General features: G+C 32.7%; 16 protein-coding genes. 15 read left to right on the forward strand and 1 reads right to left on the reverse strand.

The window, feature by feature from the left end; all coding sequences use genetic code 11:
* Nucleotides 1-23: 23 nt before the first annotated feature.
* The 13 genes from IAE51_RS11350 to IAE51_RS11405 all read left to right on the forward strand — a co-directional run bounded on the left by IAE51_RS11350 (nt 24) and on the right by IAE51_RS11405 (nt 12,932).
* On the forward strand, nt 24-299 hold the full coding sequence (locus IAE51_RS11350; protein WP_200095533.1) for a hypothetical protein: 276 nt from the start codon (nt 24-26) through the stop codon (nt 297-299).
* A gap of 1 nt (nt 300) precedes the next feature.
* Nucleotides 301-657: a hypothetical protein gene (locus IAE51_RS11355; protein WP_200095535.1), complete on the forward strand. Its 357-nt coding sequence runs from the start codon at nt 301-303 to the stop codon at nt 655-657.
* Complete coding sequence (locus tag IAE51_RS11360) at nt 648-2,165, forward strand: hypothetical protein (RefSeq protein WP_200095537.1); 1,518 nt, start codon at nt 648-650, stop codon at nt 2,163-2,165. Before IAE51_RS11355 ends, IAE51_RS11360 begins: the two co-directional genes overlap by 10 nt.
* A gap of 8 nt (nt 2,166-2,173) precedes the next feature.
* Nucleotides 2,174-2,749 carry a hypothetical protein gene (locus IAE51_RS11365; protein WP_200095539.1) on the forward strand — a complete coding sequence of 192 codons (576 nt, stop codon included), beginning with the start codon at nt 2,174-2,176 and terminating at the stop codon, nt 2,747-2,749.
* A gap of 148 nt (nt 2,750-2,897) precedes the next feature.
* Nucleotides 2,898-3,212, forward strand: coding sequence for a hypothetical protein (locus IAE51_RS11370; RefSeq protein WP_200095541.1), 315 nt, complete (start codon nt 2,898-2,900; stop codon nt 3,210-3,212).
* Between the two features lie 121 nt (nt 3,213-3,333).
* Nucleotides 3,334-3,519, forward strand: a complete 186-nt coding sequence (locus IAE51_RS11375; RefSeq protein ID WP_200095543.1) for a hypothetical protein — start codon at nt 3,334-3,336, stop codon at nt 3,517-3,519.
* Nucleotides 3,520-3,703: 184 nt separating this feature from the next.
* On the forward strand, nt 3,704-4,900 hold the full coding sequence (locus tag IAE51_RS12265; RefSeq protein WP_233611072.1) for a DNA adenine methylase: 1,197 nt from the start codon (nt 3,704-3,706) through the stop codon (nt 4,898-4,900).
* Nucleotides 4,901-4,908: 8 nt separating this feature from the next.
* Nucleotides 4,909-5,853 (forward strand): Dam family site-specific DNA-(adenine-N6)-methyltransferase, encoded by a 945-nt coding sequence (locus IAE51_RS12270; RefSeq protein ID WP_233611073.1) that lies wholly within the window; start codon nt 4,909-4,911, stop codon nt 5,851-5,853.
* Nucleotides 5,854-5,920: 67 nt separating this feature from the next.
* Nucleotides 5,921-8,041: an AlwI family type II restriction endonuclease gene (locus tag IAE51_RS11385; protein WP_200095545.1), complete on the forward strand. Its 2,121-nt coding sequence runs from the start codon at nt 5,921-5,923 to the stop codon at nt 8,039-8,041.
* Nucleotides 8,042-9,372: 1,331 nt separating this feature from the next.
* Nucleotides 9,373-10,845: an amidase domain-containing protein gene (locus IAE51_RS11390; RefSeq protein ID WP_200095547.1), complete on the forward strand. Its 1,473-nt coding sequence runs from the start codon at nt 9,373-9,375 to the stop codon at nt 10,843-10,845.
* A 213-nt stretch (nt 10,846-11,058) separates the two neighbouring features.
* Nucleotides 11,059-12,174: a DUF4097 domain-containing protein gene (locus IAE51_RS11395; protein WP_003131459.1), complete on the forward strand. Its 1,116-nt coding sequence runs from the start codon at nt 11,059-11,061 to the stop codon at nt 12,172-12,174.
* Between the two features lie 61 nt (nt 12,175-12,235).
* Complete coding sequence (locus IAE51_RS11400; protein ID WP_003131460.1) at nt 12,236-12,439, forward strand: PspC domain-containing protein; 204 nt, start codon at nt 12,236-12,238, stop codon at nt 12,437-12,439.
* A gap of 28 nt (nt 12,440-12,467) precedes the next feature.
* Nucleotides 12,468-12,932, forward strand: coding sequence for a PspC domain-containing protein (locus IAE51_RS11405; protein WP_003131461.1), 465 nt, complete (start codon nt 12,468-12,470; stop codon nt 12,930-12,932).
* 106 nt (nt 12,933-13,038) lie between these two features.
* Here IAE51_RS11405 and IAE51_RS11410 read toward each other — a convergent pair whose 3' ends face one another.
* Nucleotides 13,039-13,791, reverse strand: a complete 753-nt coding sequence (locus IAE51_RS11410) for a biotin--[acetyl-CoA-carboxylase] ligase (RefSeq protein ID WP_021723053.1) — start codon at nt 13,789-13,791, stop codon at nt 13,039-13,041.
* Nucleotides 13,792-14,043: 252 nt separating this feature from the next.
* Here IAE51_RS11410 and IAE51_RS11415 point away from each other — a divergent pair, with 252 nt between their 5' ends.
* Both IAE51_RS11415 and metK read left to right on the forward strand, forming a co-directional pair.
* The gene (locus IAE51_RS11415) at nt 14,044-15,237 is read left to right on the forward strand and encodes a cyclopropane-fatty-acyl-phospholipid synthase family protein (protein ID WP_021723052.1); all 1,194 of its coding nucleotides are present in this window, start codon (nt 14,044-14,046) and stop codon (nt 15,235-15,237) included.
* Between the two features lie 325 nt (nt 15,238-15,562).
* Nucleotides 15,563-16,730 (forward strand): methionine adenosyltransferase (gene metK, locus IAE51_RS11420; protein ID WP_058221729.1); only part of this gene is annotated, 1,168 nt, incomplete at its 3' end.

Genomic DNA, 16,730 nt, shown 5'->3' on the forward strand with positions numbered 1-16,730 from the left:
AAAAAACAAGGAGATTTACATCTATGGGAACATCAAGGATTAGTTCCGATGTCATGACCGCGCAGAGTGCAATTTCTAAGTTGACAGGAGTTGAAGCTTCAGGAATTCAAAATGAACACCTTGAATTTGCAGGAAGTAATATTCCGTGCATGAAAGCAGGGAAGAATCTGAACAATCAAATGCTTAAAGATGTGAGTGAACTCGTTACTTGTATTCAAAAGCAAGCAGATAAAGTTGAAGGACTAGCGCAGGCAATGGAATATCGAGATAACGCTGATGCTAATAATTGGGGGTTCTAGCTTGAGAGATAAAAGTGCAGATGAAAGAGTAGTGTTAAGTCGCGAGATTCTTTTTAAAGAAAATCAAATTGATGAAATAAACCGAGAATATCGAAACCAAGAGAATCAACTTGAACGTTTTCATAGTGAAATGAATCGTCTATTTAATGCAGAACAAGAATTGTATGACCAAGCTCAACAAGAGGGAGAAAATACAAGCTGGAAAGAGGCAGAATTTCAAGCGGTAAGGCAAGAAGTTCAGCGTGTTGTTTCTACTGAGTCGGAACTTATTAATCAAGGTTACGGTCAAGCACGTATGAAAATTCAAGATAATATTGACCAACTTCATAAAGAGAGGAAAGCTTTGCCGTGGGATTAAAGTATAATAAAAATGACGGTCAACTTTTCATTTCGACTATGAATCATAATGTTTCAAGTGCGAATGAAATCGTAAGTCGATTAAAAGACGGAAGCGACCATTTAATCAGTATGGTAAATGGAGGTTCAGCTCAATTATCAGGAAAAGCTTACAATGCTGTAGGAACACTTTTTACTAGTCTAGTTAAACCTGTGCTTTCAAAATTAGAATCAGCAACGGAAGATATTAAAAATGATATCCAAGTCTTTCAGTCTCAAAGTTCTGCCTTTAATGCTTTTAACGACACAATCTATGATGAAGAGAAATTGAATCATTTAAAAGAGATTAAACAACAACAGCAAGCGACAGTTGTGACTCAAATTGGGATGTTTAATAATACCTTGTTAGGCGATTTAGCTAAAAATGTAGCGGAAGCACTCTTCTATGAGGGGAAACGACTAGAAAATGTCGCAGAACATTTTGCTAATGAAATTAAAGAAATTGACGATAAACTTCGAATCTTACATGAATTTTCTTCGAGTACCAGTCATTTATTTCAAGACAGTTTAACTGTTTTTCAAAGTGCCATGCAAGGTGTTAAGGCACTTAATCAAGGACGATTCGATTCAAACGGAAAATTTTCTATGCCAGCAGATTCTGATATGAGTTGGTACAAAACGCTCACAAATCAAAAATTGGATTCAGCCTTAGTTTCAGATGATGAAGCAGAACGAGAAGAGCTACTCAAGGGGCTCGATGTTAAAGGTTTGACAGATAAAGACCGAGATAAATATGAGTTGTCAGTTTCAGATATCCTCAAGACACTACAGAAACAGGGATGGACAAAAGAAGGGCTTGAAGCTTATCTCAAAACTTTAGCGACAATTAATTCAAATAGTCATTCCGCCGGAGATGTTTTTCCTATAGATTCTTTGATTGAAAATGCACAATTAATGAAATTCTTATTGGACAATGCTGGTCATCTTGATGTTTCGAAATATATTGAGAAAGGCTGGGAATGGGAAAAAACAAATACTTACTATTTTATTAATGGAGAGCCAAACTTTGTTTTAACACAACTTGGCGGGTATCTTCCAAGTTTTAAAGTAAGTAAACAAGCCAGCCCAGAAGAAATGGCAAGTGTATCTAAAGTTCAAGAAAATGTAGTTGTTAATCCTGCGGAGAGTGGGGCTGTTTTAGCCATTGAAGGGATAAGTGAGTTATCGGAATTAGAGAAAATAACGGACAGTAAAGAATTTATTGGAGTTTTAAAAAGTAAAGTATTTACAAATCCAAAAGGTTCTCTATATAATTTTAATTCAACTGTGAGGGGAGTTGAAGCAGCTAAAAAAGACTTTGATTCCTTGAACCTTTTGAATGTTAGGACTTATCCCAATGGAACAATAGTAGGAGAATTGCCTAATGGAGATATTGTTAATCTTCATCCTGGAAGTTCTGTAGGAGGAGCACCTTCTTTAGAAATTCAGAGTTCGGTAGATAAATCAATAAATATAAAAGTTAGATATTAGGAGGGATTATGGAGAGAGTAGTTGATAGTGAATTTATTTATAAAATATTAGTAATAATAGATATATGGGAAGAAGAGGAGGGGGTTAATATTACTTTTGAAACTGAGGATGATAATGGTTTGTCTGCTAAAGAATACTATAAATTAGTTTTTACGCATGTCATTTCTATAGAGAAATCAATAATGGATATAAATAGATTAAGATTTTCAAAATTAACAGTAGAGAAAGAACTGAAAAGTAATATTTGTTTGATAGAGGGTTCTGATCGTATAAAGAGTCTAGATGAATATTTTATTGATATATATAAACCAAATAACTTGAAACACTATCTTATAGTAGATTCAAGTGATACTGTACTAGATGTTTTGGCATATGAACAACCTGTAGTAAAAAAAATAGATAAACCTGAAAGTATTAAAATACTAAAAAAAGAAGTTGAGCACTTGGCATGGTGGAATAATAACGAAAATATATCTGTCATTGAAAAAGAGTTGGAAGAATTACGAGACTATAAAGAAAAACGGGAAAATGAAGATAAAAAAAGTAAAAAAGATGAAATTCTTGCTAATTCATTCGGCTTTTAAAAAATATAAACTCCACCTTATTATGAAGTGGAGTTTTATTTTAGAGCTGTTTCGCTATGATGTTTAAGGTGTTTTACCTTTTGCTCACCAATCAAAAGTTGAGCATGATAAACAAGTAAAACTGGAATGTGATAAGAATTATCATAAATTGGTAGCAAGTGCTGATGAAGCGGTTAAGTTAGCTTATAATAGCAGAAAAAATATAGATATTGAAAATACTAATAAATTTATTGAGAAGCTTAAAAATTCTGCCCAAAAGGTTCTAAAAGGGAGAATAGAAAAATTAGATAAGCTTCTATCAGAAATTAATTCTACTAAAATAGGTGTTGAAAAGGCAGATTCTAGTAAATCAGAAGCAGATTTATTAAATGCTCAAAAAGCTATTGATAATTTAAAAGATAAATATCAGGAAAAAGACAAAGTTACTTTTCAAAAGAAGTTGGATGAGATAAAAAAACAATAGCAGATGAAAAAGCTAAAGCAGAGGAGGAAGCAAAGGTTAAAGCTGAAAAAGAAAGACTTTAGAACAAGAAAGTGGTTTAAATCAAAATAATGTTTTTGATTATATTAAAAAATTCCTTGTCATGACAGGTTATAATCCAGATGATTATATTTTAAATAATCCAAAGGGGAATGGGCAACAATCTCCTACAGAAGCATCATTTGATGTGAAATACCAAGAAAAAGATAGTACAGGAGCTGGAATGTTTAGAGTTACAAAGACTTTAGATAGTCGGGTTCAGTTTTTTAAATTTGTTGTAGTAACTTAGACCTTGATGGTGGGGAATATGTGAGTTTGCCATAAAGGCTGTATAGAAACTTGATGCGTAATTTGAATCATTTTTATGTAGTTCTATTGCGGTTTAATTGTCAGTAGGCATTTCAAATTTTGAAAATAGAAATTTTCTTATAGAAGTGATATAATTAATTCATTGTAAAAAAGGAGCGATGCCTATGATGCGTACAGCAGAACTTGAAATGGAACTAAATATAACTCGCCAATCGCTTCAAAATTATATCCGACATGGAGAGATTGAGCGTCCTAAAAAAGATAATAAGGGTTACTTATGGTTAGAAAAGAACATTGAACAAGTAAAAAATATAGTTGAGTTGAAATCAGAGAATCAACGTCACGTTTTATCATCAAATAGAAAATTGGAAATTCAAAATAGACGTTACTTAGGTAGTAAGCAAAAGATGTTGAATTTTATTTCTGACGTAGTTTCTAAGCAAACCCAAAATGTTCAATCAGTTGCCGATATTTTTGGTGGAACAGGGGTTGTTGCTGACCTATTCTCTAAACAAGGAAAAAAAATCATTGTTAATGACCTACTTTACAGCAATTTTGTTAGTTACAATACTTGGTTTGGAAACGAAAATATTGATATGAATAAAATTGAAAAAATAATTGATGAATTAAATAGGGAAGTAGGCTTTAGTGGCTATGTAACTGAAAATTTTGGGGATCGATATTTTAGTATAAAGAATTCTCAAAAAATAGACGGAATTAGAGAATCTATTGCTGGTAATAAGGATTTAAAGCAAAGAGAAAAGGATATTTTACTTACTTCATTGATTTATGCAATGGATAAAATAGCGAATACAGTAGGACATTTTGATGCTTATCGTAAAAAGATGGATACGAATAATAACTTAGTTTTGAGAGTTCCAGATATTACTCAAAGCCATCAAAAAAATTTAATTTTTAACACGGATGCGAATGAACTTGTAAGAGAAATTGAAGCAGATTTAGTGTATATAGATACTCCATATAATTCTAGAGGGTATGAGAATGCTTATCATGTTCTTGAAAATATTGCTGAGTGGAAGAAGCCAGAAGTCGAAGGAGTAGCTCGTAAAGCTGTTAATCGTTCTGAAAAGGGCTCTGCATATACAAAGTCTAAAGCTCCAGAGGCATTCAGTGATTTAATTTCGAATATAAGTGCAAAATATATCTTGGTTTCTTATAACAACATGGAGAAAAAAGGAAACTCTCGATCTAATGCTAAAATTTCAGGAAAAGAGATTTTTGATACTTTGGAAATTAAAGGAAATGTAGAAGTTTTTGAAACAGATTTTAGCCCATTCACAACTGGAAAATCTGAAATAAAAAACCATAAAGAGTTACTATATCTATGTAAAGTAAAGTAGGTGATGTTTTGAAAAATCCATTTCTTAAAAGTGCTTTGAACTATACTGGTGGAAAGTATCGATTATTACCGCAACTTTTCCCATTATTTCCAGAAGCAAATAAATTTGAAAGATTTATTGATTTGTTTGCTGGTGGAGGGGTTGTATCAGTAAATATGGCAAGAGAATATCGATTGGAGAATTATGATATAGGTAAAGATATTGTAGTTAATGATATAGAACCTCATGTCATAAGTTTGTTAAATTATTTGAGTAAAGAAAACATAGATAATATCCTTGAAAAAATTTATTTTTACATTGGGAAATATGGATTATCAGATACGGAAAAATATGGATATGAGCCATATTTATTAACGGATAAAAGAGATGTTAGTGCATTTAATAAAGAAAAATATAAAATTTTACGAGATGACTATAATATGTCAGTCTCGGAAGACATTGATATCTTATTCTATTTATTAATTGTGTTTGGATTCAATAATCAAGTAAGATTTAATTCAAAAGGGCAATTTAATTTACCAGTTGGAAAAAGAGATTTTAACTCACAGATGAAATCAAAACTTATTTCTTTTCAAGAAGTTTTGTCTTCCAATAATTTTGATTTTCGAAATCAAGATTTTCGTAATATTATTGATGTCAGTAAGGATGACTTTATTTATGCTGATCCACCTTATAGAATTACAACCGCTGCTTATAATGAAAGAGGTGGTTGGACCACTCAAGATGATTTAGATTTATTTGATTATCTAGATAAGATTGATTCTATTGGTGCAAAATTTGCTTTATCTAATGTAGTAGTACATAAAGGGAAAATAAATAACGAGTTGGTTGAGTGGAGTAAAAAATATGGAAAATTTTCAAAAATTCCTTTGAAGTTTGATTATAACAACAGCAATTATCAATCAAAAGCTAAACATTCAGAGACTATTGAGGTCTTAATAAAAAACTATTAGTCAGGAAACTAGTATTCTTGATTTTTTGGTATAATTAAGTAAATCAATCACAGATGAAAGCTTGTTTATGAAATTAAAAAATAAAGATTCAAAATTTAATATGTGGGATACAAATGGTAGGCGAAAAGATTTAACTGATGCCTACACAATCTATCTTTCAATTCTTAATGAGGAATTTGAAAGTGGTAAATATGAATGGGATAGTTTTCCTAAAAGTATTGGGCAGTATGTTTTTTATAAAGAAGCAGTTCAATCAAGTCCAGAGATTTTCAAAGAGCTTAATAAACTAGAAAATTTTGAAAAATTATTAGAAATCCAAGAATATGAAGAATCATTCTATGGATTAGACAAAGAGAAGTTTTTAGACTTGGATGGTGGAAATCTAGCTCTCATTGATTTAGATAAAAATCTTGAAGCGAGGGCGAGACATTATACTAGCAACTTGGTAAAAATAGGATTCACTTACAAAAATAGAAAAATTTCTGCTGTAGGTGCGGCATATTTAAAAGAAAAAATTTATAACTTAGATAAATTTGAAGAATTACTCCCAATTAATTCTATTAACCTAATTTTGTTGAGACAGTTATCAAAGTTAAGAATTTATTCAAGTGATGGTTTAAAATATTACTCACCATTTAATTTATTGATGTACGTTTTATTGAAAAATGTTCGTATGTCTGATACTGTCTTATTCAAAATGATTGAACTTTTAACTCCTTATTTTCCTGTTGATGTAGATGCGTTCATTGATGAGGTATTATCTTCAACTTTTGAAGAAAAACAATTATTATACAATTCTCAAATTTCAGGGGTAGAGAATATTTTTCCTCGCATTGGAGGAACAATGGAGTATGAGGAATTTCAAAAATATTTTACGAGTCAAAAAAGTTCAAGCCAAACTCAAATTTACTATGAATTTTATCTCATAAATCGTCAGTTTGTCCAAGATAAAACTCAAGCAAATCTTGACTTGCTTATTAGTCTGTTAAAAGACAAGAGTAAAGGACCAGTAATAAAAACAGCTTTTGGTGGGAAATCCACAGTTTATAATACTCGTCAAACAAAATTGTCTAAATTTATTGATTTGAATGAAGATAGTGTTTATTTAAACTCAGGAGATAATAATGCAACTTATTACTCAGAGTTTAAATATAGTAAAAGAAATTCTGATGTACGTGAATATAATAGAAATTTTAGAAAAGTAGTATTAGGTACTGGCGTTTTCCATAGTAAAAATGGAATTGTAGAGTTAGCTTTTAGGGAATTGTGGCAAAAATTTTTTGATGTTGAAACATTAAAAGAGAGTATTTTTGTTTCTTCAACACTGGAGGAAATGAAAATTTATGAACTTTCTCAAACTTCAATTTTTTATGAAAATATTTCTTTGAGTAAAATTTATAATCAATCAGAAGATGAATTGTTAGCTAAAATTAGCTCAATTGTAGATGATTTAGGATTAGGTAATGCTGTAGAAGTTAAAGAAGGATTAAAATCAAAAGTATCAACTGAATTTGTAGCCTTTATTAAAGACAGGTTTCCAAAAGAAAGAATAATGGAAATTTTACCATTATTCTCTGACCGAAGTAAAGACCAGATTATTAAAAATATGGTTGGTGTAGAATCTTCTGTACCAACAATTTATGAATATATCATTGGTTTAGCTTGGTATTATTTAAGTGATAAGGAATATGATGTTCATGCTAGTTTCAACCTGACTATGACTGCTGATTTTCTACCTGAAAAATTTGCTGGAGGAGGCTATGGGGATATTATTGCAGAATATGACGATGAGACAGTTCAAATTGAAGTAACTTTAATGGATAGAAATACTCAAAAAAGAGGAGAATGGGAGCCGGTTCTTCGTCATGCTACAAATTTGACTATTGATAGTGAAGCGAAACCAGTAACAACACTATTTGTCGCGGATGAACTTGATGATAATACTATAAATATATGGAGAGCGATTGCAAGTGTCCCTCTTAAATCAAGTAGAGAAGTTACAACAGGTGGACGGACAGTAAAAAATGTGCGAATTATGCCTCTTAAAAATAATGAGCTTATGCAACTGCTATCGGAAGCGCCTAATAGTTCGCATTTGTTAGTGCAAATTAAAGAGTCTTATGATGCAATTCCACAAAACTTTGATTCTAGGTGGAGAGATGATATCCTTGATTTTGTGAATAATTAATTCGGTATAAAAAAGTTTAAGCATCTATTTTAGGTGCTTTTATTTTGTTTTTTTCTAAAGTTTAGATATATAAAATGTAGTATAAGTGAATAAGGTGATATCCGTTATAAAAAGGAGAGTAAACATTGTATATTTCAAAAATTATATTAGAAACTTTTAGAAGTTTTAAAGGCAATCAGGTGGTTGAGTTTCAAAAAGAAATCATAGAAGCTAATCACTTCTACTTGAATTTTGATTAGGCACAATGTTAGTCTTGCCACAAATTTGCCACACTATTTTGAGCAATATGAATAAGTATTGGAATTATGAGGGTATAACTATTCAATAAATAGCTCTTATTTCTCAGTTTAAGAAATATTTAGAATCTTCATTTTGTGAAATGTTAAATTCAGCAAACAAAGCTTAATCAACTTTTAAAACATGATTAAATAAACGTTTGTCATTTATGATGGACGTTTTTTTATTTTTCAATTTGCTTTGATATAGCATAAGGTTCTATCTTAGTATATATGTTCAACAAGTATTTCGATTTTATCCATTATGAGCTAGTAAAAAACTTTATCTGGTTGTTGGAAATCTATCATTGCTTACAGAATGATGAAAGAAAATTTGATTTTAACAAATTGGCACATTGAATTCCTGATTGCGCCAGAAGAATGCTTGTCTTACAAAAAAATTTTGTCTAATTTACGAATAATCTGGTATAAGCTTTATTGATTTGAACTATTATACAGCAAAAGAGTGTACTCTAGTAATTCCTTCATTAATTGTTCTTAGGATATTTGAAATTTCTCCTTTAAAAGACATTTGAGAGGGACTAAAAAAAAATATAAGAATCTATTTTATGCGAATGCTACCTTTTTAAAATATTACCTAGATGAAGATAAGAAGAGTTGTGAAATATGAGCGGACGATATATAAGGTTTTTTTGACTGAATTTGATTTTTCTACATTATTAAGTTTGTAATAAATATATTATTTTTTAGTAATTTTACTTAGAAATATAAGATAAAGAGAACAGAATATTTTTTAGGGACGATAGTAGTCATTTGTTTTAGAGAGAGCACGGGTTAATTCAACTAAGTCATAAACAACTTATTATAAAATATGATTAAATATGGCTTTGTCACTTATGAAGGACATTTTTTATATGATTTTGCTACTAGCTATATCGTATAATAATTTTTTCAAATAAAAATGGAAATGTGTTCAATAAATAAAAGTGATTAATTTGACTTGCTTGTTTTTAAATGTTACAATTGTGTAAAAGTAGATGTCTTGAAAGAAATGATGTTGAAATTATAATACATACCATGGAGGATTAACTAAAATTGACTAATAATGATAAAACTAAGCGCTTAAAAAAGGAAAAATTTATTGCGGGAACAGCGCTGATTTTAGGAATGACGACTTTTGGCGTGGCTGGCCATGCTGATGGAGTAACTGTTGGAAGTAGTTCAGATGCATCATCAAGCACAGGTAGCTCAAGTTCATCATCAAGTACGGGTAGTTCAAGTTCATCATCAAATTCAAATGGTTCAAGTTCATCGTCAAGTACAGGTAATTCAAGTTCATCATCAAAACCAAGTACTTCAGGTTCGGCATCAAAACCAAGTAATCCAAGTTCATCAACAAATAATAATTCAACTAGTAATTCCTCTACAACAACTCAAGCACCATCAACTTCAGTTTCTACCACAGCTCCTTCAGCATCAACTTCTACAGTTGCACCCTCTAATTATTCACAGGATAATGCCTACTATCAAACATCAACTGCAGCACAAATTCCTAATTCTTCAGCAGATTCAGCTCCTTCTATTTACGCTGGCCCTGTTTTGAAAACAATTGAAGCAGCTAAGTCAATTGATAAAATTGATACTTCTAGTACAGAAGCCTTTATTAAAAGTATTGCAGACCGCGTGAGAATTTTAGCTGGTAAGAATAATTTGTATGCATCAATTATCTTGGCACAGGCGATTTTAGAATCTGGTTCTGGTCAAAGTAATATGAGTCAGCAGTATTTTAATATTTTCAATATTACAGGTGCTTATTTAGGAAAATCAATTTCATTTAAGACGGAAGAATTTTCGGGAAATAATCCTTATTATATTGAACAAAGTTTTAGAGTTTATAGTAACTATGACCAAGCCTTGGATGATTATATTAATTTAATGATTAAAGGGACAACTTGGAACTCACAAATTTATGCTGGCGCATGGAAGTCACATGCTAAGACTTACCAAGAGGCGGCTCAAGCATTGCAAGGAATTTTTGCTACTGACCCAGCATATGCACAAAAATTAATTGAAATTATTCAAGAATATAAATTAGATGCTTATGATAATGTTGATAGTATAACACAAGTTGTAGATAGTAAAATTCCTGAAAGTCCATTGGTGGCATCAAAATTAGATAATTCAGCTTATCCAGAATATAATGGGGTAGAATATCCAGGTGCTGAGAGTTATGCTTTTGGTAATTGTACACAGTATGTTTATAACCGTATCATTCAATTAGGTGGGCTCGTTGGAACACATATGGGAAATGGTGGAGAATGGGGAATTAATGCCCAAGCTCAAGGTTATTTCACAACAACTGTTCCAACTGAGGGTTATGCTGTTAGCTTCCCACCAGGAGTAGCTGGTTCAAGTTCAGAATATGGTCACGTAGCTTTTGTTGAAAAGGTTTATTCAGATAACTCTATTCTCGTTTCAGAGATGAATGTTAAAGGTAATAATATTGTCAGCGAACGCCATATTTCTGCTGGTGTAGCTGCTTTGGCAACTTATATTCAACCTAAATAATTACTGACAAAATTAATTAGTGGTTCTGTCAGTAAAATAGGAGTATTGAATCTTTTATTTAGTTAAAAAAAGAAGATGTTAAAAATCAGCCCAAAGGCTGATTTTTATTTGGTAAAAGTTTGAGATAATAAGTGTACGAGATAAAGATAATCTCAATAAAAAAAGTTTTTAAGATATTGAATGCTTGAATGAGCAGAGAAAGGATCTAAAAAAATGGCTAATAAAAAAGATAGAATTATGGATTTGATGCGTCGTGGAATTATCACGGAAGATGAAGCTTTAGAATTACTTGAAAAAAATGGTTCAGTGAATGGAGAAGCTTCTGATGATAAAACTGAGAACAAAGAATTCACATATACAGATAAAGAAGGATATGTTAATCACGATGTAGATTTTCCTGATGCAATGAAAAATGTTGCAGAAAGTTTGTTTGCTAGAGGTAAAGAAATTTTCCAAGGGGTTGCAAAATCTGTTGATGATAATATTGATTTTTCAAAAGGATTTCCTAAGGTTAAATCAATTTCTCACACTGTAGAAAAAGATATCAACGAAGATTTCAAAAATGTTAATCTTAATCTTAAGAGTGGTAAAGTAAATATTTTACCGGGTGAAAATGCCCATGTAAAAGTAGAATATAAAATTTACGGGGCAGTTGAAGATGGTAATGTAGAAGCTTACATTGCTGAAAAAACTAAACTTGAAGTTGAAGATGATGTGCTTGAAATTGAAGCAAATGGTCGAATTTCTGCGGATATTGAACTTTACTTACCAGTAAAAGAATATGAAAATATTGAGATTAATACACCTCATGCAGAACTTAAAGTTGAAAAAATTTCCAGTCAAAAAATGAATATTAATCTTATGAACGGAAATGCTGAAGTGCTTGAAGTAAACAGCGATGAGTTGAAGATTAACAATAAGAATGGTGAAATCAAAGTAATTGATGGCACGAATTCAGATTTAGAATTAACTGGAGTTAATGGTAATATCAGAATTACAACTGCTTTTGAATCTGGTGATGTCTCACTCGTAAACGGAAATATTTTGCTGACCGAAAAAACAGGAACGGCTCACAAATTAAATCTTAAAAATGTGAATGGCGATATCAAAGTTTCTGTACCAGAAAGTTTGGGCTTGGTTGGTCATGTTCGCACAATCTTTGGCGGATATAAGACACGTTTAAATCTTGATAGTCCTTTTGAAGCTGGCCGTAATGGAGCAGCGATTGTCCGTCAAGGTGCTGAGTCATTAACCTTTGAATTTGAAACAAAATCAGGAACGATTTGGCTTAAAGATACTGAAACTACTGACAAAGAAGAAACTGAATAAAATTTTACTGACAGAAATTTTATAAGAGTTCTGTCAGTAAATTTGAAAAGAAAGGTGAGAAATGGCTAAGAAAACTCTGAAAAGATCAAGTAGCAATCGAGTCATCGCAGGAACCGTCGGGGGACTTGGTGAATACTTTGGCTTGAGCCGTACAGTAATTAATGTAATTCGGGTTCTGATTGTGCTTGGTACTTTCGGAAGTTGGGGAACATTACTCATTGTTTATGTGATTGCGAGTCTATTGATGACACCGTCACAAGGTTAATTCAACGATTATGAAGAAAGGATAAATTATGTCTCAAAGACAATTAACAAAATCAGTGACAAATCGTAGAGTCAGTGGTGTCATTGCAGGGATTGCAGAATATTTTGGTCTGGGTCGTGATGTTGTGACGATTCTACGTATCCTATTTGTTGTTCTGGCTTTTGGAAGCTGGGGCGGATTGATTCCATTGTATTTCGTAGCAAGTTGGATTATTCCAAGTGCTAGACCACGAAATTACTATGATGATTCAGAAGATGATTATCAAGAAAAATGGAATCGTAAAGCGCAACATTTTGATGAAAAAATGGATCGTTGGTCAGAACGTTATTCAGATAAAATGAATAATTGGGCACGTCGTTATGAAGATAAAGGACGTCAAAATCAACAAGATTCAAACCAATGGGGAAATCCATGGGATGAACCAAAAAGTCGTAAGACTAAGGAAGCACAACCAGTTGAAAAAGAAAAAGAAGATGACTGGTCAGATTTCTAAAAAAGTTACTGACAGAAAGTTCTGTCAGTAAAATAATTCTGGTCCACCATGACCTAAAACTGGCTTCCTATATAATATAATAATAATAACTGAAAAAATGGACTGATTAAGTCCATTTTTTTAGTGAGATTTCGCCACTGGAAAGTATTTTTTGCTGACCATTATCTAAATTTACGATAAGCTCACCTTTAGGGGTTAAATCTGTGGCTCTTCCGGAAAAAGTTTGTCCAGATTGAACAAATTCAACTTGTTTGCCGAGAATAAATGAGTGAGATTTATAAATTTGGAAAAATGAACCCTCTGATAAACGATGAAATTCAGACCAGATTTCGGCAATTAATTCCGAACGACTGATGCTTGCTTGTTCATTATAAAATAAAGAAGTGGCTCTTTCTTCGATTTCAGTTGGAAATTGGGAAATAGAAAAATTAATTCCGACACCAATGATAACTTGTGCTTCTTGAGTTGGATTAAGTGATGTTTCGGCAAGAATACCAACAAATTTTTTATCGTCTAGATAAATATCGTTAACCCATTTAATTTGAGGCTTTTTGTCAGTTAATTTTTCGATTGCTGACACAATGGCAGCTCCTGTCAGCAGAGTGAACTCTGGAAGTTTTTCTAGTTCAACTTTAGGCTTGAGTGACAAACTCATATAAATTCCGCCAGACGGCGCAGCAAAATACTGACGGCCAAAACGACCATAAGTTTTATTTTGTCTTTCAGTTAAATAAAGACAATTTTCTTGTCCGTCTAATTTAGCATCTTTTTGAGTTGATTCAGATTCAGCGACAATTTTTACATCAGTCAGCCAAGGATTTTTTTGTAAAATAATAGATTTTTCAAGTTTGTCGTTCATTTTTTTATTATACCATGTGAAGTCGACTGCAAGCGAGAGGGAAAATTAGGAAATTACGTTTCTGCACTTGCGCAAGTTCAAAGTTATCTATTTTCTAGAATCTAGGAGACTGACCTCGGTTATGGGCAAAATCTTTAGCAATTTACTGACAATGAAAATTTTCAGAAAAATCTAACGATAGTAAGTATTTGACTTTCAATAATCTACGGAGTATAGTTTTATTAGAACAATGTTAGGAAAGGGAAGAATAACTTGGTATTTGAAAAAACAGTTTTGAACAAAGCACTTGCAGTTGCTTTCGATATCCCCATTGCAGTAACTTATTGGGATGGAAAAACAGAAAAGTATGGTGAAGGAGAAACGCAAGTTCACATTACTTTTAATAAAAAATTCTCATTTAGTGAATTGAGCTCAATGCCAACCTTAGTATTGGCTGAAGCTTACATGAATGAAGAAATTGAAATTGAGGGGAGCATTCAAGAGCTTGTTACATCAGCATATCGTAAGGCTGGTAGCTTTTTAACAGACCAATCTGGTTTTGGGAAATCAATGATAAAACTTTTGGGAAATCATTCTCAAAAACAATCTCGTGAAGATATTCATAGTCATTATGATATTGGGAATGACTTTTATAACAAATGGCTTGACCCAACGATGACTTATTCATGTGCTTATTTTGAACATGAAGATATGACTTTGGAAGAAGCACAAATTGCTAAAGTTCATCATATTTTGGACAAACTCAATAGTAAACCTGGGGGACGTTTGCTTGATATTGGTTGTGGCTGGGGAACTTTGATGTTTAAGGCTGTTCAAGAATATGGCCTTTCAGCAGTCGGAGTGACACTCTCAGAAGAACAATATTATTATGTTCGCAAAAAAGCGGATGATTTGGGACTTTCTGATAAAGTGAAAGTTTATTTGGTTGATTATCGTGACCTCAAAGAAGAACCTTTTGATTACATTACATCTGTCGGAATGTTTGAACATGTTGGGAAAGAAAATTTGGAAATGTATTTCCAAAAAGTTTCTGATTATCTCAAACCAAACGGTCGTGCATTGATTCATGGTATTACTGGACAACATCGCGGTGCTGGTGTGGATCCATTTATTGAAAAATACATTTTCCCTGGAGGTTATATTCCAAATATCGCTGAAAATGTTGAACATATTATGACTGCTGGTTTGCAAATGGATGATCTTGAACCTCTTCGTCGTCATTATCAAAAAACGCTTGAAATTTGGAATGAAAATTATCTCGAAGTTTTTGATGAAGTAGAAAAAGAAATGGGTAGACCATTTGCAAGAATGTGGACACTTTATCTTCAAGCCTGCGCTGCAAGTTTTGAAGCTGGAAATATTGATGTTGTTCAATATCTTTTGACTAAAGGTGCTTCAGGTCAAGGTTTGCCAATGACCCGCGAATACATGTTTAAAAAACATTAAGTTTGACAATTGATAAGTTGAAAAACAAGACCATTCAGCATTTCGGGTTTGAATTATCATAAGGACAACTTATTTAAAATTTATCAGTAGATTTATTTTAGAATCATGTAAAGGAAAGAGTGCATTTTTTCCAAAAAAGAGGTAAAATAAGAGAGTTACGAGTCCCGAAAGGATTTGATTTATTTTAAAAATTACTGATGAAAATACTAGCATCTCCGTAAGCGCTGAAGCGCCAACGGCTATCCTATGAAGGTTTTTCGTCAGCAAATATTAGATAAGTTTAAAGACGCCTTGTAACCAAAATTTAGATTGGGGGACATTTTTAATGTCAGAAAAACATTTATTTACATCAGAATCAGTATCAGAAGGCCATCCAGATAAGGTTGCAGACCAAATCTCAGATGCCATTCTTGATGCCATTCTCGCACAAGACCCACATGCACACGTTGCTTGTGAAACGGTCGTATATACAGGGACGGTCAATGTCTTTGGTGAAATCTCAACATCAGCTTACGTTGATATTGCTCATGTCGTTCGTGAAACAATCAAAAAAATTGGCTATACAGATAGCGAAAATGGATTTGATTATAAATCAGTGGGCGTTCACGTCTCACTTGTTGAGCAATCAAGCGATATTGCACAAGGGGTAAATGAAGCCGAAGAAGTTCGCGATAAAAATGGCCAATTAGTTGACCCGCTTGATTTGATTGGTGCTGGTGACCAAGGAATGATGTTCGGTTTTGCGACTAACGAAACTGCCGAATATATGCCACTCGCCATCTCACTTTCACATAAATTAGTTAAAAAATTAGCTGATTTACGTAAATCAGGTGAAATTTCATACTTGCGTCCTGATGCAAAATCACAAGTAACTGTAGAATATGATGATAATGGCAAAGCAAAACGCATTGACACAGTCGTTATTTCTACTCAACATGCTGCGTCAGCAACAAACGAAGAAATTCACGATGATGTGATTAATAAAGTCATCAAGGCTGTTATTCCAGCTGAACTTTTAGATGATGAAACTAAATACTTCATCAATCCAACAGGACGTTTTGTTATTGGTGGTCCTCAAGGGGATTCAGGCTTGACTGGACGTAAAATTATTGTTGATACTTATGGTGGGTATGCTCCCCACGGTGGTGGAGCTTTCTCTGGTAAGGATGCAACAAAAGTTGACCGTTCAGCTTCTTACGCAGCACGTTATGTAGCCAAAAATATTGTGGCAGCTGGACTTGCAGAAAAAGCGCAAATTCAACTTTCATACGCTATTGGTGTTGCGACACCAACGTCAATCAATGTTGATACTTTTGGCACAGGTAAAGTCTCAGATGATGAACTTTTAGCAGCAATTCGTAAAGTATTTGATCTTCGCCCAGCAGGAATTATTCAAATGCTTGACTTACTCCGTCCTATTTACGGACAAACAGCAGCTTACGGGCACTTCGGCCGTACAGATGTAGAATTGCCATGGGAACAAACAGATAAGG

The organism is Lactococcus sp. S64, assembly GCF_016516525.1.
GTDB classification, from domain to species: domain Bacteria; phylum Bacillota; class Bacilli; order Lactobacillales; family Streptococcaceae; genus Lactococcus; species Lactococcus lactis.